The following is a 20,112-nucleotide window of genomic DNA, read 5'->3' on the forward strand; positions in this document are numbered from 1 at the left end:
TATTATTACACAAACCTTTTTTTAAAATTTTTTCAGCATTATTTTTATACCATTAGGCAAACTTTTGTCTTTCAACAAAATAGGTTGTCAAAATTTTATCGAAGTTTTTATTAATATCCGCTTCTACATAATTAATCTTGTATTTAGCGCATTCTAATTTCAGGTCAGCAACATATTTTTGTACCGCCTTTTGATAACTTTCTCGAATATTTTCAGAATAAAGATCTATTTCGGCCCCGGTTTCCACGTCGGTAAATCGTTTCGGGATATTTTCAAAGTCAAATTCTAATTCCCGCTTTTTATCCATTACGTGAAACAAAACAACTTCGTGCCTATTGTATTTTAAATGCCGCAAAGCTTCAAAAAGTGCTGCTTCTTCGGTATCGGCCTGGAACATATCGGTAAACAAAAACACCAGGGAACGGCGTTTTAACTTTTCGGCAATTTGATGTAGAAAAGTGTAAGTTTTAGTTGCTTTATGAGTTGTTTTCTTTTCAAGACTTTTATTAAGCGCATCCAGTAACATATGCTGATGGCGATCGCTGCCTTTTTCAGGCGCGTAAAACTCAAATTCATCACTATATATGCTAAGACCCACAGCATCTCGCTGGCGTTTTAAAATCTGCATAATACTGGCGATAGATAATACCGAAAAACCGACTTTATTAAGTGAGTCTGCCGAAAATTTCTTCACCTCAGGATAATGCATCGAAGCCGAATTATCCATTATAAAATGGCAACGCAAATTGGTTTCTTCTTCGTAGCGTTTTGTGTAGAGTTTATCGGTTTTGGCAAAAAGCTTCCAGTCTATATGTTTGGTGCTTTCGCCGTTATTATAAATCTTATGTTCGGCAAATTCCGCAGAAAACCCGTGAAACGGACTCTTGTGAATTCCCGAAATATAACCTTCTACCACCTGTTTCGCCAAAAGTTCTAACTGGGTAAACCCCGCCGCCGAACTATATATTTCTTCCTTTAAATCCATCCTGTACTAAGATAAATAAAAGCCGCTGTTTTAAAACTAAAAAACCGGCAATAAAAAACCCGGTACAAGACCGGGTTTTCAAATTATATAAAATGCTAAAATTTATAGCAATTCGTCTAAAGCCTCAGCATAAGTATTTTTTGGTGCAACACCTACCTGGCGGCCTACTACTTCTCCATTTTGAAAAATAAGCACGGTTGGGATATTTCTCACTCCGTATTTCGCAGCAAACTCCTGGTTAGCATCAACATCTAGTTTTCCTACAACGGCTTTCCCGTCATATTCAGTACTAATTTCCTCAATAATTGGTCCTACCATTCTACAAGGTCCACACCATGCAGCCCAAAAGTCTACCATTACAGGTTTGTCACTTTTTAGTACCTGCTCTTCAAAATTCGCATCAGTTATTTCAATAGCCATAATTATCTATTTTTAATTTCTGTTATTATCATTAAAGTGTAAAATTAGTCAAATATTTTTGCTTTCCTTACACAAGCGATATTGTATTTAATTATACGCTTATTCAACTCGTTTATTTGGCGGTTTCCCCACGCTCGTAGCGCGGGGTCGGGCTTTCAGCGCTACACGGTAGCTTGCTTCAATACCTAACCGGAAAAATCAGTTTCTAGTTGGCAGTGAGCAGTGAGCAGTGAAAAATAAATATTCGTGCATTCGTGGCCTTAAAAAACATATTACTGCATACTGCTACTGAAAAACTGCCAACTGAAATCAATTCAACTTATACATTACCTGTTCATCTTCTAAAGTATGTAAAAGCTCTTGTGATATTTTTACTTTTTGTTTCTTGCTCGGCATATGTAATTTCACCTGTTCTTTCATTTCATAAACCACAAAATTCAGTTTATGGTCACCTCTGTGGGTTCTAAAAACATCTTTAAACCAATTGATTTTCTCCTCGTGCAGATCGGCAATATCCAGTTGAATCGTTAGCTTTTTCGCAAATTGATCCATCACATCGTGCAGCAAATAAATGTTATTGAACTGAATTCTTGGCTCTCCCTTTTTACCGGTTTCTTTATTGGTCCAGCCTTCTTTTACAAAGATCTTGATATGCACAAAAGAATTCGGCACCAAAAAATGTCTGAATTTTAAATATTCCTCTCCAAACATCCTAAACTCATAGGTATCGGTATAATCTTCAACCGAAAACATCGCCCAGCCTTTACCCATTTTTGAAACCCTGTGCTGCACATCACTAATCACACCCCCAAAAGTTAGGTCACGGTTTACGCATCTTTCCAAATCATTAAATTCTCCCAATTTGGAGTTACAGAAATAATCCATCTCATACCTAAAATCGTCCAGCGGGTGACCCGAAATGTAGATTCCTACCACTTCCCGTTCTCTTCTCAGTTTTTCCATAGTGCCCCACTCTTCACAAGGCGGCACAACAGGTTCGGGAATTTGGACCTCACTGGCTTCCCCAAATAAACTGACCTGGGAAGAGTTTTCATTTTCCTGGAATTTTGCAGCATATTTTATCACTTTCTCCAAGAAGGTAATTCCGTCGCCATCATCGTGAAAATATTGCGCACGGTGTGTATCTCCAAATCCGTCGAAACCGCCCGCTAAAGCAAGATTTTCAAAAGCTTTTTTATTAGCCGAACGCAAATCGATACGTTTCGCCATATCAAAAATAGATTTATATGGTCCAGCTTCTGTTCTTCGGTTTTCTACAATAGTAGCAACCGCACCGGAACCCACACCTTTTATAGCGCCCATTCCAAAACGAACGGCATAATCTTTATTTACCGAAAACTTATAAAAAGATTCATTCACATCTGGCCCCAACACGTCAAGCTTCATTCGCTTACATTCTTCCATAAAAAAAGTAACCTGCTTAATGTCGTTCATATTATTAGAAAGCACCGCTGCCATATATTCCGCAGGATAATGCGCTTTTAAATAGGCGGTTTGGTAAGCAATCCAGGCATAACAGGTAGAGTGAGATTTATTAAAAGCATAAGCTGCAAAAGCTTCCCAGTCTTTCCAAATCTTCTCTAAAACATCTCTTGGATGACCTTTTGCTTCACCACCATCCAAAAATTTTGGCTTTAATTGCTCCAGCAAAGCGAAGATCTTTTTACCCATCGCTTTACGTAAAACATCGGCTTCACCTTTACTAAAGCCGGCCAGCTTTTGCGAAAGTAACATCACCTGCTCCTGGTAAACCGTAATTCCGTAGGTTTCCTGGAGGTATTCTTCCATTTCAGGTAAATCGTAGGCAATTTCCTCGTCGCCGTGCTTTCGGGCAATAAAACTCGGGATATATTCCATTGGCCCGGGACGGTACAATGCATTCATAGCAATAAGATCATCAAAAACCGTTGGCTTAAGATCTTTCATATGCTTCTGCATTCCCGGCGATTCATATTGAAAAATCCCTACCGTTTCCCCACGTTGGAAAAGCTTGTAAGTCTCTTCATCATCTAACGGAAATTCATCGGGCACCAAATCTATATTATGCCTGCCTTTTACAATTTGAACCGTATCTTTAATCAAGGTTAACGTCTTTAACCCCAAAAAGTCCATTTTTAGTAGTCCGGCGCTTTCTACAACCGAGTTATCAAACTGTGTAACATAAAGATCGGAATCCTTTGCTACCGAAACCGGCACATAATTAGTAATATCTCCCGGAGTAATAATCACCCCACAAGCGTGAATCCCGGTATTCCTAACCGAGCCTTCAAGAATTCTCGCCTGGTTTACTGTTTGTGCTTCCAGGTCATCCCCTTCAGCTATATTTAAAAGTTCGTTTACTTTTTCCAGATCTTCACTCCTGAATTTCTTTTTGAGTTCCTTCTCATCCATTCCAAAGATCTTTCCGAGCTTTGACATGGTAGGGATCAATTTCGAGATCCTATCGGCATCTCCTAAAGGAAGATCCAGCACCCTGGCGGTATCTCGAATGGAAGATTTAGCAGCCATGGTTCCGTAGGTGATGATCTGTGCCACCTGGTTAGCACCATATTTTTGAATTACATAATCCATAACCCGGCTTCGACCTTCATCATCAAAGTCAATATCAATATCGGGCATACTTACACGATCGGGATTTAGGAAACGCTCAAAAAGCAGATCGTATTTAATGGGGTCTATATTGGTAATTCCTAAACAATAGGCAACGGCACTTCCAGCCGCTGAACCACGGCCGGGCCCAACCGAAACATCCAGATTCCGGGCCTCGCGAATAAAATCTTCTACAATAAGAAAATAGCCTGGATAACCGGTATTTTCAATAACCGAAAGCTCAAAATTAAGTCGGTCTTCAATATCGGGAGTGAGTTCCCCGTAGCGCTCTTTAGCACCAACAAAAGTGATATGTTTCAGGTATGCATTCTCCCCTCGTTTACCACCATCGTTTTTATCTTCCTCAACTAAAAATTCTTCAGGAATGGTAAATGCAGGTAAAAGTACATCACGAGCCAGCTCAAAAGGCTCAATCTTATCTACAACCTCCTGCACATTACTAATGGCCTGCGGTAGGTCTTTAAAGAGATTTTTCATCTCTTCGCCACTCTTAAAATAATATTCCTGGTTTGGCAAACCATAACGGTAACCACGACCACGACCTATTGGAGTCGCCTGCTTCTCGCCGTCTTTTATACACAATAAAATATCGTGGGCGTTGGCATCTTCTTTCGCACAATAATAGGTGTTATTACTAGCCACCAGTTTTACATTATGCTTTTTAGCAAAATCTACCAGCACTGTATTTACACGATTTTCATCTTCCTGGTCGTGACGCATGATCTCTATGTAAAGATCTTCGCCAAATTCTTCTTTCCACCAAAGCAAAGCTTCTTCAGCCTGGTTTTCTCCAACATTTAAAACCTTACTCGGCACTTCCCCGTAAAGGTTACCGGTAAGTACAATAATATCTTCTTTGTACTCCTTTATAATCTCCTTATCAATTCGCGGCACATAATAAAACCCATCGGTATAAGCTTTAGAAGACATTTTGGCCAGGTTGTGATAGCCTCTTTTGTTCTTGGCCAACATTACTACCTGGTAGCCATTATCCTTTCGGGATTTATCAGCGTGATTTTCACAAACAAAAAATTCACAGCCTACAATAGCTTTTAATTCCCTGGCTTCTGCCGGTTCGTTATTGGCAACTGCCTCTTCATTTTTTGCTCTAATTGCTTTATTATAATCGCCAATTTCTTTTACAAAATGAAAAGCGCCCATCATATTTGCATGATCTGTAAGCGCTACAGCAGGCATATTATTTTCTACAGCAACATTTACAAGATCTTTTATACTAATTGTAGACTGTAAAACCGAAAACTGTGAATGGTTATGTAAATGCGAAAAAGGAACCTCATCAAGCTTTTCAAGGTTTTCCTCAATTTCTTCAGTAGTGATTTCTGAAGTAGGTTGTTGCTTTTGAAGCCTTTTTCTTATTTCTTCGGAGGCCTTTTTAAGGTTAATGTGTTTTAATCCAATAAGCTCTATAGGCTGCGGATTAGCTTCTGAAAAATTCTCAAAATAATCTGCAGGTACATCAAGCTGCTCCTTTGTAAAAGCTCTTTGACGCACTAATTCTAAAAAACACCTGGTAGTTGCCTCCACATCGGCAGTGGCATTATGGGCTTCGCCAAAAGGTTCATCGAATAAAAATTCGTGTAATTCGGTTAAGGTGGGTAATTTAAATTTCCCGCCACGCCCACCGGGGATTTTACACATTTGTGCGGTTACTTCGGTACAGGTATCCAAAACCGGTAACTCCTGGAGGTTATTTTCCATCGCTTCCCTATGGAATTCGGCCCCCATAATATTCAGGTCAAAACCTACATTTTGCCCTACTACAAATTTGGTTTTATTCAGCGCTTCCTGGAATTTCTCTAGCATTTCAGTTAAAGAGATTCCTTCTTCAGCAGCAAGCTCGGTAGAAATTCCGTGGACTTTTTCAGCATCGTATGGAATATTGAAACCTTCGGGCTTTACCAGATAATCCTGACTTTCAACAAGCCGCCCCATTTCATCATGTAACTGCCAGGCAATTTGTATACATCTTGGCCAGTTATCAGAATCGGTTAAAGGAGCATCCCAGCGTTTGGGAAGACCGGTAGTTTCGGTATCAAAAATAAGGTACATGTGCGGCGAAAATTAGGAATTAAGCTGAATATGAGATGTTTATTTCAGAAGAAAAAACACCTGCTTCGAGGCTAAAATTACATATAATTTAGCGCAGCCTCAAGTTAATTTTTCAGGATTTATTAACGATACTTTTTCACTTAAAAGAAGTTCCTATTTTGCATAAATAAAAAAACCTCACAAACACCGTTTCCGGTAAGTTGTGAGGTCTATACGAACACTAAAAACTACTACTTCAATCAAACATCTGTTCGTACACTTTTACGTTATTAATGCTGCTTTGTATATTTTGTTGCTGCCTGTTAAGTTTAGAACTTAAACTTGGCGGTAAATCTTTTTCTTTAGTTATTTCTTTATAATCTTCTAAAGCGGCCTTTTCCCCACGCAAGCTTTCTTCCAGCATAGCTTCATCATTGTCACTCTCTACAGAAGATTTTAACTTCATCCAGGTGCGGTGGATATCTCCTTTTGCACTACCATCTTCTTTGGGTATCTGGCCATAGCCTGTAATCTCTTCCCTTAATTCTTTAATAAAGATTTCCCGCTCCTGTGACTTTTGTTTAAAAAACTCCTGAAGCTTTCTGTTTTTTGCATTTTTAGATGCAGCGTTAAAGCCTTCTCGTGCATCATAACTCTTTTCAAGTAATTCGTTGAGCTTATTGCCCATTTCTTCTTTGGTTCTCATAGTTGATTAATTTTTTATTGACAATTAGGCTTCTAATTCCAGACTCTTTAATTTATTGAGTGAGGCTACTATCCCATTCTTTTGTTTTAATAATAGATTTGCCGTTGTTGGCGGTATTTCGGGATCTTTTAAAACCTCTTCATACTCATCTACAGCTACCTTCTCGCCCCTTATTGCTTCTTCAAGCGAAGCTTCATCTTTATTTCCTGAAAAATTTGTTTTTAGGTTCATCCACGTACGATGGGCGTCACCGGCTAAACTGGAACCTTTTTCGGGATTTTCCCCAAAATCACGGATTTCAGTTTTAAGCTCGTGGCCAAAATCGTATCGTTCCTGAGCCCTTTCAGAAAAAAAAGCTTTAAGCTGTGGGTTTTGAGAGTTTTCAGAAGCATATTTATAGCCTTTCTCGGCATCATAATTCTTTTCAAGTAAGGCGTTCAATTTTTTTGAAACTTTTTCAGGATATCTCATCTTCACTTCGCTTTTTTAATAAATTCAGTTATAAAGATAAAGCGCCCAATCTACAGCAACAACCTGTTTAACAGGGTTTAGCACTAATTAACTGCTTTTAACAACAGCGTCTTATTTTAACCTAAAAACTTCCCAAATTCGGTGATTTATAGCCTGCCGGCATCTAAAATTTATTTTAAGTCCAACTCCTTGTGAATTAGAAAAATGTAGTATCTTTGCAGCCTTATTAATAATCGGGGTCGGGAACCCCACAAATTAATTTTTATGCCAGTAAAATTAAGATTACAAAGACACGGTAAAAAAGGAAAACCTTTTTTCTGGATCGTAGCCGCAGATGCGCGCTCAAAAAGAGATGGTAAATTCTTAGACAAATTAGGAATCTACAATCCAAACACCAACCCTGCTACAATCGAGTTAGATGTAGACGGAGCGGTAAAATGGTTAGAAAACGGTGCGCAGCCAACAGACACTGCTCGTGCTATTCTTTCTTACAAAGGAGTTTTACTTAAAAAACACCTTGCAGGTGGCGTTAAAAAAGGCGCTTTAACTGAAGAAGAAGCTGAGAAGAAATTCGAAGCCTGGTTGGAAGAAAAAGAAGCTAAAATTGCTGCTAAGAAAGATAACCTAACCAAAGAACAACAAGAAGCTAGAAAGAAAGCTCTTGATGCTGAAAAAGAGGTGAACGCTAAGCGTGAAGCTGAAGCAAAAGAAGCCGAAGCGGCCGCTGCTGCTGAAGCCGAAGGTGCTGCGGTAACCGAGGAGGGTGAACCTGAGGCTAATGTGGAAAAGGAAGTTGATCAAGAGACTGCCGAAGAAGCAAAAACCGAAGAAAAAAAAGGCTAAAACCTTAACTGGCGATGACTAAAGACGAATGTTTCTTTTTAGGTAAAATCGTTGGTAAATTTAGCTTTAAGGGCGAGGTGCTTATTAAATTAGACACCGATGTTCCCGAAATGTATTTAGAAATGGAATCAGTGCTCATTGAATATAATGAGAACCTGGTTCCATTTTTTATTGAAAGAAGTTCGCTGCAAAAAAGCACCTTACTTCGCGTTAAATTTGAAGATATTGAAACCGAGCAGGATGCCGAAGACCTTGTAGGCGCTCTTACTTATCTTCCACTTACTATGCTTCCAGAGCTGGAAGACGACCAGTTCTACTTTCACGAAATTATAGGTTTTGACGTAATAGATGCCACCCACGGTAATATTGGCAAAATCACTTCTATAAACGATAGTACTGCACAGGCTCTCTTTGAAATTCAAAAAGGCGAAAAGCAAATCCTTATCCCTATGAACGATGAGTTTATAGATAAAATAGATAAGGAAAACAACACCATTTATCTAACTACTCCAGAAGGTTTGGTGGAGTTGTATCTCAGTTAGCAGTTTTTAGTAGGCAGTTTGCAGTGATGGTTTTCACCTGACGCAGAAATACATTCATGATAACTCGTCATACTGAACTTGTTTCAGCCTCTAACAACTTAGACCCTGAAATAAATTCAGGGTGACGATAAGTGACAAATCGTTCCAAAATAAAAAATCCGTTCCCCAATACCAGGAAACGGATTTTTCAAATTATATAATCTTTAAACTTTTAACCTACAATATTTACAATTTTACCTGGAACTACAATCACTTTTTTAGGTGTTCTTCCGTCTAATTGTTTCTGAGTTCTTTCATCTGCCATCACGGTTTTTTCGATTTCATCTTTTGGCATATCCAGTGGCAATACCATTGTAAATCGCATTTTCCCATTGAAAGAAACCGGGTAGTTTTTAGTGCTTTCTACCAAATATTTTTCTTCAAAAACCGGATATTCAGCCGTTACTACAGATTCTGAATGCCCTAATTTACTCCAAAGTTCTTCTGAAATATGAGGCGCATATGGCGCAAGTAAAATCACTAGCGGCTCCAGGATTTCCCTGCTATTGCATTTTTGTGCTGAAAGTTCATTTACACAAATCATAAAAGTAGAAACCGAAGTATTGAAACTGAATTCCTCGATATCTTCAGTAACCTTTTTAATGGTTTTATGCAGACTTTTCAAAGAATCGGCTGAAGCTTTTTCTTCCGAAACTTCAAATTTTTCCCCACTATGATACAATTTCCAAAGCTTTTTCAGGAAATTATGCACCCCGGTGATTCCAGCGGTATTCCAGGGTTTTGCCTGTTCCAACGGACCAAGAAACATCTCGTACATTCTTAAAGTATCAGCTCCGTAATCTTCACAAATATCATCGGGGTTTACCACGTTGTACTTGGATTTAGACATTTTTTCGACTTCGCGACCTACTATATAAGAACCATCCTTTTCGTTTAAAAATTTAGCATCCTTAAATTCGGGACGCCATTCTTTAAAACCTTTAATATCCAATTCATCAGAATGATTAACTAAAGAAACATCAACGTGAATAGGCTGAACCTGATTCTTTCCAACCAGACTTTTAGAAACCAGCACGTTCTCTCCTTCCAGTCTATAAACAAAAGCACTCTGCCCCAGGATCATCCCCTGGTTAATCAACTTTTTAAAAGGTTCTTCTACCGAAAGTTGTCCACGGTCATGCAAAAACTTTGTCCAGAAACGGGAATACAATAAATGGCCGGTGGCGTGTTCACTTCCGCCTATATATAAATCGACGTTCTCCCAGTATTTTTGAGCTTCTTTAGAAACAAATTCATTATCGTTTCCGGCATCCATATAGCGGAAAAGGTACCAGGAACTCCCGGCCCAACCCGGCATAGTATTTAATTCCAGTGGAAATACCGTTTTATCATCTATCTCCTTATTGCTTACCACCTCGTGGGATTTTGTGTCCCAGGCCCAGGTAGTCGCATTTCCTAATGGCGGTTCGCCGGTTTCGGTAGGTAGATATTTTTCAACTTCGGGAAGTCGCAAAGGTAAATGCTGGGCATCTATCATTTGCGGCATTCCGTTTACGTAATAAACAGGAAATGGCTCTCCCCAATAACGCTGGCGGCTAAATACCGCATCGCGCAATCTATAATTTGTTTTTCCGTAACCGTGACCGGTTTTTTCTAATTCCAGAATCACTTTTTGCAGCGCTTCTTTATATTCCAGGCCGCTAAGGAAATCGGAGTTCGCGATTACCGTACCTTCTTTTCCGGAGAAAGCAGCCTCAGAAATATCGGTGTTTTCAAAAATATTAGGAATAGGAATTTCCAAATGTTTTGCAAAATCATAATCCCGCTGGTCACCACAAGGCACCGCCATTACGGCACCGGTTCCATAACCGGCAAGCACGTAATCCCCAATCCAGATTGGTACCGGTTCTTTGGTGAAAGGATGCTCGGCATAAGCCCCGGTAAATACACCGGTTATACTTTTTACATCGGCCATACGTTCACGCTCACTTCTTTTTGCACTGGCAGCGATATAGGCTTCAACTTCTTCTTTTTGTTGCGGGGTTGTAATCTTTTTAACCAAATCATGTTCCGGCGCTAAAGTCATAAAACTCACGCCAAAAATAGTATCAGGTCGGGTAGTAAAAACTGAAATCCTTTTTTGATGTTCAGCGAGGCTTCCATCATCTTTTACTTTTTTCAGAGTCTCACCGTATAAATTGAAATGAACCATTGCCCCAACCGATTTCCCGATCCAGTTACGCTGACTTTCTTTCAAGCTTTCGGTCCAGTCCAGTTGATCTAAACCTTGTAATAAACGCTCTGAAAATGCTGAAATTCGCATAATCCATTGCGTCATTTTTTTTCGCACCACGGGATAGCCTCCACGCTCTGAAACGCCGTTTACAATCTCGTCGTTAGCTAAAACGGTTCCCAGTTGTGGGCACCAGTTTACTTCGGTTTCAGCTAAATAGGTTAGTCTATATTTTAATAATATTCTTTGCTTTTCTTCAGAAGAAAAATTATTCCAGCTATCTGCAGAAAAATCTTCCACATCATCATCGCAGGCAGCATTTACCCGGGAATTCCCTTCAGCAGCAAAAATTTCTTCTAATTCTGAAATTGCCCTGGACTTTTCAGCTTCCATATCATACCAACTTTCAAAAAGCTCAATAAATATCCACTGTGTCCATTTATAATATTCGGGGTCACTGGTGCGCACTTCCCTGCTCCAATCAAAAGAAAAACCTATTTTATCGAGTTGCTCGCGGTATCTTTTAATATTCTTCGCCGTGGTAAGCGCAGGATGTTGCCCGGTTTGAATTGCATATTGCTCGGCAGGCAAGCCAAAACTATCGTAACCCTGTGGATGCAAAACATTAAAACCTTTGTGACGTTTGTAGCGAGCATAGATATCACTGGCAATATAACCCAGCGGGTGTCCTACGTGAAGTCCGGCACCAGATGGATAAGGAAACATATCCAGCACGTAATATTTTGGTTTATCTGATGAATTGCTGGCACGAAAAGTTTGGTTTTCGGCCCAGTAGTTTTGCCATTTGGCTTCAATTTCGTTAAAGTTGTAACTCATTGTTATATTTTTCTTACCTGCTAAATTACGCGCAACGCGACTTTTTATTAATGCCTGCAAATTTACAATTTTAAACCACTTATGGGAATTTAGGTGTAATGGATTAGAAGATAAGTTTCTATCTGAAACAAATCTTAATACCAAATAGAAACAGTTTTAAGACTTCCTTAATGCAGCTTATCCTATTATTTCAGTAGATTTATAGGGAAATGGTGATTTCAATGGCTATGATTTTAAATTTTCATAAAAAAATCATCCTAAAATTCACTAAAAAACACCTGGTTAAATCAATAATCTTTCAAAGATTTTTATATGAACGTAATACACGTAAGCGCTGAATGCTACCCAATTGCAAAGGTTGGTGGTTTGGGAGATGTAGTTGGTTCTTTACCAAAATACCAGTCTGAAGCTGGTGTTGGTGCTAAGGTAATTATGCCATTTTATGATAATAAATTTAGTGCAGCTCACAGTTTTAAAAGTATTTACGAATCAGAATTGGTTTTGGGCGAAGAGATTTATCCTTATAAATTCTTGAAATTAAAAGAAGAGGTTTTAGATATTGACGTGCTGTTTGTAGATATACCAAAACTCTTATTTAAAAATTTCGTGTATTCCGATGATGACACCGCGCGTTTTACGGCTTTCCAAATTGCGGTAATGGATTGGTTACTTACTTTAAAAGAAAAACCCTCTATAATTCACTGTCACGACCATCATACGGGATTAATTCCATTTATGGCGCAGGAATGTTTTAAATATGAATCCCTGAATCAAATTCCGGTTATTCTCACAATTCATAATGCCCAATATCAGGGTTGGTTTTCGCACGATAAAGTGTATTACCTCCCGGCTTTTGATATTTCTAATAACGGTTTACTAGATTGGGATGGCGTGATAAACCCTTTAGCTGCAGGCATAAAATGCGCCTGGCGGGTAACTACGGTTTCCCCGAGTTATATGGAAGAATTGCAACAGGCTGCGAATGGATTGGAAAGTTTATTGAGTCACGAAAATAAAAAATGTGTTGGAATTCTAAACGGAATTGATACTGAAGTTTGGAATCCTGAAACCGATGAATTTATCGAAAAAAATTATTCAGCTAAAAATATTCAAACCGGAAAAACAGCTAATAAAAAATGGCTGTGTAAACAATTTGGTTTTTCGGCTTCAAAGCCTTTATTCGCTTTTATTGGAAGACTGGTTTACGAAAAAGGAGCCGATTTACTACCCACAGTTTTAGAAGAAATTCTTTTAAAAAAAGAATGCAATATTCTCATTTTAGGTTCTGGAAATTCTGAAGTAGAAAACGCATTAGAGAATTTGAAGAAAAAATATAAAGGGGTTTATAATGTTTTTATTGGTTACGATGAAAAGCTTTCGCACCTCATCTACGCCGGGGCAGATTTCTTATTAATGCCTTCCCGCGTAGAACCCTGCGGACTCAACCAATTATACTCCCTGCGCTACGGAACCATTCCCTTAGTGCGAAGTATTGGTGGCTTAAAAGACACTGTAATAGATATTGAAGATGGCGGATTTGGATTTTCTCACGCTGAAGCTTCAGAAATAGATATTTCTAAAACCATAAATAGGGCCGTACAATTCTACAAGGAAGAGCGTACCTTTAAGAAAACCAGGAAATACATAATGAGCATTGACCATTCCTGGAATGTTTCGGCTAAACAATATATTGATTTGTATAACTCCTTAAAAAGCGGCTAATTATGTTAAACGACAAAGTATTATCGGTTATTCTTGGAGGCGGCCAGGGCACCAGGCTTCACCCATTAACAGAAAGTAGATCTAAACCCGCCGTGCCAATTGCGGGTAAATACCGCCTGGTAGATATTCCAATTTCCAACTGTATTAACTCCAACATTAAAAGAATGTATGTGTTAACTCAGTTTAATTCGGCGTCGTTAAATAAGCATATTAAAAACACGTTTCACTTCAGCTTTTTTAGTTCGGCTTTTGTAGATGTTTTAGCGGCAGAGCAAACACCACACAACAAAACCTGGTACCAGGGCACGGCAGATGCGGTTAGACAGGGAATGCATCATTTTAAAAAGCATAAATTCGATTATTTCCTAATCCTTTCCGGCGATCAATTATATCATATGGATTATAATTTAATGGTTCAGCAGCATATAGATACTGGCGCCGATATTACTATTGGTACTGTACCCGTAAATGCAAAAGAAGCCCCGAGCTTTGGGATTATGAAAACCGACCAGGATAACAATATCACTTCATTTATAGAAAAACCGAAATCTGATCTTTTACCCGACTGGACTTCCCCGGTAGGCCCCGAAATGGAAGCTGAAGGCAGAAATTATCTCGGCTCTATGGGAATTTACGTGTTTAACCGGGAATTGTTGGTAAAATTAATGGACGATGAGAGTACGGTAGATTTTGGTAAAGAGATAATTCCGCAGGCTATAGGAAATAAAAAGGTTTGCGGTTATCAATTTGAAGGTTACTGGACCGATATTGGAAACATAGAATCTTTTTTTGAAGCAAATATTGGCCTGACAGACGATATCCCTAAATTCAATCTATATGATATGGAAAACAGGGTTTATACGCGAGCACGGATTCTTCCCACTTCAAAAATTTCTGGTACTAATTTGAAAAAATCGGTTATTGCTGAAGGCTGTATTATTCACGCCAAAGAAATTGAATCTTCGGTAATTGGTGTGAGATCGAGGATTGGAAAAGGTTCAGTTATAAAAAACTGTTATATGATGGGAACCGATTTTTATGAATCTTTAGAAGAAATTGAAGGAAATAATATTGAAATCCTGGCCGGGATAGGGGAAAATTGCAACATTCAAAATGCAATAATCGACAAAAATTGTAGAGTTGGAGACAATACTACCATAAACGGTGGCCCACATTTAGAAGATGATGAAACCGATGCTTACGTAATTAAAGAAGGAATTGTAGTGCTTAAAAAAGAAGCAGTACTTCCCCCTGGAACAACCATAGGATAGTATGACAAAAGTTATAACGCACAGTTTATTTTCAGAATTTGATATTAACCTGTTTAAATCGGGTAAGCATTTTCGTCTTTACGAGAAATTTGGATCACATCCCATTACGCTTAATAAGCTTAAAGGAACTTATTTTTCAGTTTGGGCACCCGGCGCCAAACAGGTTTCGATAATTGGCGATTTTAATTCCTGGAAAGATGACGAACATCTACTAAACGTGCGTTGGGACGGTAGCGGTATTTGGGAAGGTTTTATTCCCAATGTTGAAAAAGGAAATTTGTATAAATATAAAATCCATAGTCACCATAATAGCATTATTACCGAAAAGGCCGATCCTTATGCCAGGCGCTGCGAACACCCGCCAAATACTGCTTCTGTAGTTTGGGAAGACAGTTATGAGTGGAAAGATAAATCATGGCTTGAAAAACGAAAAAAACATAATTCATTAAACGCTCCTTTTTCGGTTTATGAAGTGCATTTATCTTCCTGGAAGAAAAAAACTGAAGAAAACAGGTCACTTTCTTACTGGGAACTCGCTACAGAGCTGGTTTCCTATGTAAAAGAAATGGAGTTTACTCACGTAGAGTTTATGCCTATTATGGAATATCCATACGACCCAAGCTGGGGATATCAAATTACCGGATATTTCGCGCCAACCTCGCGATTTGGCTATCCCGATGAATTTAAATATTTAGTAGACAAACTTCACGAAAATGATATTGGAGTAATCCTGGATTGGGTACCTTCTCATTTTCCGGAAGACAGCCACGGACTCGGTTATTTTGACGGAACACACCTTTATGAACACCCCGATCCAAAAAGAGGCTATCATCCCGACTGGAAAAGTTTAATCTTTAATTATAACCGAAACGAAGTAAGAGCATTTTTAATTAGTAACGCTTTATACTGGTTAGAACAATTTCATATTGACGGGATTCGGGTAGATGCCGTGGCTTCTATCTTGTACCTGGATTATTCCCGGGAAGAAGGCGAATGGGAACCCAATCAATATGGGGGAAATCAAAACCTGGAGGCGATATCGTTTTTAGAAGAATTAAACAAAGAAGTTTACGCCTCTTATCCAGATGTACAAACCATTGCCGAAGAATCTACTGCTTATAGCGGGGTTTCAAAACCGGTATTTCTCGGCGGACTCGGTTTTGGGATGAAATGGATGATGGGCTGGATGCACGATACGCTTCAGTATTTTGCGAAAGAACCCATTTACAGAAAACATCACCAAAACAACATTACTTTTTCCCTCACCTATGCATTTACCGAAAATTTTATGCTTCCACTATCTCACGATGAAGTGGTGTATGGCAAACATTCAATTTTAGGAAGAATGCCGGGAGACGAATGGCAACGTTTTGCCAATTTACGCTTGCTATATGCGTATATGTTTATGCATCCGGGAACAAAATTACTGTTTCAGGGTTGTGAATTTGCACAAAGTGAAGAATGGAATTTTCAAAAGAGTTTAGACTGGCATTTACTGGAATATGATTCGTACAAAGGAATACAGGAAATAATAAAAGCTTTAAATCAATTTTATAAATCCCAACCTGCTTTATATGAAAAGCAATTTGTGCAAGATGGTTTTGAGTGGATAGATTATAGCGATGCCGAGAATTCGGTAATTAGTTTTATTAGAAAAGGAAATACGCCGAAAGATAATTTAATTATTGTTTGTAATCTAACCCCTATTCCGCGGGAGAATTATCAAATTGGCTTACCTGAAGCAGGTGAACTTGAGGAAATCTTCAACAGCGATAAAAAAGAATATCACGGTACAGGGAAATATAAAAATCCAAGGAAACCCGCAACCTCAAAAGAATGGCAGGGTAAAAAACATTCTGCCACTATCAAACTTCCACCACTGGCGATGCTTGCTTTTAAGTATTTGGCTTAGTTAAATGAAAAACAACGATATAGTTAATAAACGCTCATAAATATTTTGTGAATACTAACTTATATATCAAAACAATTCAGTTCTTTTATTGCCCAGTAATCCATTATAAAATATGATCACCAATACCGAGTTAGAACAAAAAGGAAATGCTTTTCCATCTAATGTAGTTTCCTTCCGTAAAGATGTGGACACACTCTATTTTACCACAGAAAATGATGTTGCATTGCAAATTACTATCCTACGAGATGGCTTGCTTCGCTTTAGATATTCTACCACCGGGATGTTTGCTAAAGATTTTTCTTATGCAATTACCAAACACGCAAGCATAGGCTATAATCAATTAGATATTGAAGAAAAGGAGGACAATTATAGCATTACCACTACCAAAATTATTTGCGAAGTTTCAAAAAAGGGTTTAAGAGTTAAGATTTATGATCGGGCAGACGGTACATTAATCAATGAAGATGAGCTGGGCTTCCATTGGGAAGAAAGCTACGAATTTGGGGGTGACATCGTAAAAATGAGTAAAGTTTCTCACGATGGAGAAAGCTATTTTGGACTTGGGGATAAACCGGGACACCTTAATTTAAAAGGAAAACGCTTTGAAAATTGGGTAACCGATTCTTATGCCTACGGAAAAGATACCGATCCTATTTATAAAACCATTCCGTTTTACACCGGGCTTCATAATAAAAAAGCCTACGGAATTTTCTTTGACAACACCTTTAGGTCTTATTTTGATTTTGCGCAGGAACGGCGTTTTGTAACCAGTTTTTGGGCACAGGGAGGCGAGATGAATTACTACTTCATTTACGGCCCAAAAATGACCGATGTTGTAGAATACTATACCGATTTAACCGGAAAACCAGATTTACCACCCTTGTGGGCACTTGGTTTTCATCAATGCAAATGGAGCTATTACCCTGAAAGTAAAGTAAAAGAAATCACTTCTAAATTCAGGGAATTGCAAATTCCCTGTGATGCTATTTACCTGGATATTGATTATATGGAAGGTTTCCGCTGCTTTACCTGGAACAAAGAATATTTTCCAGATCCAAAACGAATGGTAAAGGAACTTGAAGCCGATGGTTTTAAAACCGTTGCGATTATAGATCCCGGGATTAAAATTGATAAAAATTACTGGGTTTATAAAGAAGGACTGGAAAACGATTATTTCTGTAAACGCGCCGATGGCCCTTATATTAAAGGAAAAGTTTGGCCGGGAGAATGCTATTTCCCCGATTTCACCAATCCGAAAGTTCGGGAATGGTGGTCCGGACTTTTTAAAGAATTAATTGAAGATATTGGGGTTAAAGGTATCTGGAACGATATGAACGAGCCCGCGGTGATGGAAGTGCCAAATAAGACTTTTCCGCACGATGTAAGGCACGATTATGATGCAAATCCCTGCAGCCACAGAAAAGCGCATAATATTTACGGAATGCAAATGGCCCGGGCAACCTACCACGGCGTAAAGAAATTCTCCCACCCAAAAAGGCCTTTTGTGATTACCAGAGCAGCATATTCCGGTACTCAGCGTTACACCTCAACCTGGACTGGCGATAATATCGCCAACTGGGAACATTTATGGATCGCGAACGTGCAGGTACAGCGCCTGGCAATGTCCGGATTTTCTTTTGCCGGAAGTGATATTGGCGGTTTCGCTGAACAACCTCACGGTGAACTTTTCACAAGATGGATTCAATTAGCAACTTTTCACCCATTTTTCAGGGTGCATTCTTCCGGAGATCACGGCGACCAGGAACCCTGGACTTTTGATGAAGATATTACCGATATTGTTCGAAAATTTATTGAATTGCGTTACCAATTACTTCCTTATCTTTACACCGCATTTTGGGATTATACTGAAAAAGGCGTTCCGCTGATAAAATCTTTGGTAATGTTTGACCAGGAAGATGTGAACACGCACTATAGAATAGATGAATTTATTTTTGGAGATAGTATTCTTGCCTGCCCCGTAATAGAGCCAAATGCCAAAGGTAGACGTATGTATGTACCACGTGAAAATTGGTATAACTACTGGACCGACGAATTGGTAAAAGGCGGCAAGGAAATGTGGGTAGATGCCGATATAGACAGTATGCCAGTTTTTATTAAGGAAGGTACTATTATTCCCAAATATCCTGTTCAACAGTACGTCTCGGAGAAAAAAATAGAAGAAATAACTCTTGAAGTTTATTACAAAAAAGGCAAGGAAGATTCTCAATTCTTTGAAGATGCGCACGATGGATACGATTATACTAAAGGGCGTTTCTGCTTAAGAAGTTTTAAACTTACCGGAAGGAAAAACCAGTTAATTATTCAGCAGCATAAAGAAGGCTCTTTTGAAAGCGATTGCAAAAATTTCAAATTAAAAATCCACGGGTTACCGTTTGAAATAAAAACGATTCAGCTGGATAATGAAACTAAATCTTTGGAGCATTTACAGGTTAACGGGTGCCTCACTATGATTATAGATGAGAACTTTTCAGAATTGGATTTCAATGGGGAAAACGGGGAGAACTAATTATCCCTCGCTTCACTTTCCATAGGCAGTAAACACTCGTAGATCATTTTATTTACGGGTGTTACAAGGCCTAATTTTTCGGCTTCTTTTACTATAAATCCGTTGAAATTTTCTAATTCTGAAGGTTGTCCCGCCATAATATCACGTTGTGTGGAAGCTGTGGTTCCCGTGGGCTGATTTTGAATAATTTCAAAAGCTTTTTCCAGGTGTTCGTCTGCTAACGGTATTCCTTTAGCATTAGCCACTAATTTAATTTCCTGAGCGGTTTTTTGTAAAAGTTCATATAAATATTCGCTTTCCCTTATTTTATCTATGGAAACCCGTGTTAATCCGCCAAGACCACTTATGGTAGTTATGAAGAGGAATTTCTTCCAAATTTCCAGCTGAATATTTTCAGGAATAAAATTGGTGATTTCAGCCTTATCCAATACCTTTTTTAATTGCTGAATTCTTTCTGAATTTGAATTATCAATCTCACCAAAAGTGATTCGGGGTTCAAAAGAAATGTGTTTTATTTTTCCGGGTTTTTCTACAAAACTCACAATATGGCAGAGGCCAGCGAGTATATTTTTCTTCGGAAGAATTTCCTGTAATTTTTCAACATTATTTGCACCGTTTTGTAAAGGCAAAACAATTGTTTCGGGCGAAATTAGTGGCTTCAATTTATTTGCTACTTCCTGGATTTGCCAGGATTTAACTCCTAAAATCACCAAATCTGGAGTAGGAACTTCGGCTAAATTATCGGTAACCAAATCAGGTTTCACTTTAAAATTCCCGTTGATACTTTCAACTACGAGCCCGTTTTTCTTAATTGCTTCCAAATGTTTTCCGCGGGCAATCATCGTTACATCATAACCCGTCTGGGCGAGTTTCGCACCAAAATAACCACCAACACCACCAATTCCGAAGATTAAAATTTTCATATTATTTGTGCTTTTCATTGCAAAATAGAATTAACCTACC

General features: G+C 38.6%; 13 protein-coding genes. 6 read left to right on the plus strand and 7 right to left on the minus strand.

The genetic code is table 11. The annotated features are described in order from the left end of the window. Positions 1-52: 52 nt before the first annotated feature. From B4F31_RS07545 to B4F31_RS07565, 5 genes are all read right to left on the minus strand, one after another. Positions 53-985 (minus strand): DUF58 domain-containing protein, encoded by a 933-nt coding sequence (locus B4F31_RS07545; RefSeq protein WP_286761010.1) that lies wholly within the window; start codon positions 983-985, stop codon positions 53-55. 102 nt (positions 986-1,087) lie between these two features. Then, positions 1,088-1,405 (minus strand): thioredoxin, encoded by a 318-nt coding sequence (trxA, locus tag B4F31_RS07550; RefSeq protein ID WP_075325050.1) that lies wholly within the window; start codon positions 1,403-1,405, stop codon positions 1,088-1,090. Between the two features lie 309 nt (positions 1,406-1,714). Next, entirely contained in the window at positions 1,715-6,106 is a 4,392-nt protein-coding gene (gene dnaE, locus B4F31_RS07555; protein ID WP_286761011.1) for a DNA polymerase III subunit alpha, read from the minus strand. A gap of 235 nt (positions 6,107-6,341) precedes the next feature. Continuing rightward, positions 6,342-6,791, minus strand: coding sequence for a ferritin-like domain-containing protein (locus B4F31_RS07560; protein ID WP_075325052.1), 450 nt, complete (start codon positions 6,789-6,791; stop codon positions 6,342-6,344). A gap of 24 nt (positions 6,792-6,815) precedes the next feature. Continuing rightward, positions 6,816-7,262: a ferritin-like domain-containing protein gene (locus B4F31_RS07565; RefSeq protein ID WP_075325053.1), complete on the minus strand. Its 447-nt coding sequence runs from the start codon at positions 7,260-7,262 to the stop codon at positions 6,816-6,818. Positions 7,263-7,526: 264 nt separating this feature from the next. Here B4F31_RS07565 and B4F31_RS07570 point away from each other — a divergent pair, with 264 nt between their 5' ends. Next, positions 7,527-8,105, plus strand: coding sequence for a 30S ribosomal protein S16 (locus B4F31_RS07570; RefSeq protein WP_075325054.1), 579 nt, complete (start codon positions 7,527-7,529; stop codon positions 8,103-8,105). Positions 8,106-8,119: 14 nt separating this feature from the next. After that, positions 8,120-8,647: a ribosome maturation factor RimM gene (gene rimM, locus B4F31_RS07575; RefSeq protein WP_075325055.1), complete on the plus strand. Its 528-nt coding sequence runs from the start codon at positions 8,120-8,122 to the stop codon at positions 8,645-8,647. A 211-nt stretch (positions 8,648-8,858) separates the two neighbouring features. On the opposite strand, the gene leuS is transcribed toward rimM, so the two are convergent. Continuing rightward, a complete protein-coding gene (leuS, locus tag B4F31_RS07580) occupies positions 8,859-11,717 on the minus strand; it encodes a leucine--tRNA ligase (protein ID WP_075325056.1) in 2,859 nt (952 codons plus the stop codon). A gap of 312 nt (positions 11,718-12,029) precedes the next feature. Between leuS and B4F31_RS07585 the strand changes: the two genes are divergently transcribed. From B4F31_RS07585 to B4F31_RS07600, 4 genes are all read left to right on the plus strand, one after another. Then, a complete protein-coding gene (locus B4F31_RS07585; RefSeq protein WP_075325057.1) occupies positions 12,030-13,439 on the plus strand; it encodes a glycogen synthase in 1,410 nt (469 codons plus the stop codon). A 2-nt stretch (positions 13,440-13,441) separates the two neighbouring features. Further along, positions 13,442-14,710, plus strand: a complete 1,269-nt coding sequence (locus B4F31_RS07590) for a glucose-1-phosphate adenylyltransferase (protein ID WP_075325058.1) — start codon at positions 13,442-13,444, stop codon at positions 14,708-14,710. 1 nt (position 14,711) lies between these two features. Beyond that, positions 14,712-16,622 carry a 1,4-alpha-glucan branching protein GlgB gene (glgB, locus tag B4F31_RS07595; RefSeq protein WP_093304416.1) on the plus strand — a complete coding sequence of 637 codons (1,911 nt, stop codon included), beginning with the start codon at positions 14,712-14,714 and terminating at the stop codon, positions 16,620-16,622. 112 nt (positions 16,623-16,734) lie between these two features. Beyond that, positions 16,735-19,149 carry a glycoside hydrolase family 31 protein gene (locus tag B4F31_RS07600; RefSeq protein WP_286761012.1) on the plus strand — a complete coding sequence of 805 codons (2,415 nt, stop codon included), beginning with the start codon at positions 16,735-16,737 and terminating at the stop codon, positions 19,147-19,149. Here the strand turns inward: B4F31_RS07600 and B4F31_RS07605 are convergent. Then, on the minus strand, positions 19,146-20,072 hold the full coding sequence (locus B4F31_RS07605; protein WP_286761013.1) for a ketopantoate reductase family protein: 927 nt from the start codon (positions 20,070-20,072) through the stop codon (positions 19,146-19,148). The genes B4F31_RS07600 and B4F31_RS07605 overlap by 4 nt on opposite strands. Positions 20,073-20,112: the final 40 nt, after the last annotated feature.

The organism is Salegentibacter sp. UBA1130, from assembly GCF_002311535.1.
GTDB classification, from domain to species: domain Bacteria; phylum Bacteroidota; class Bacteroidia; order Flavobacteriales; family Flavobacteriaceae; genus Salegentibacter; species Salegentibacter agarivorans.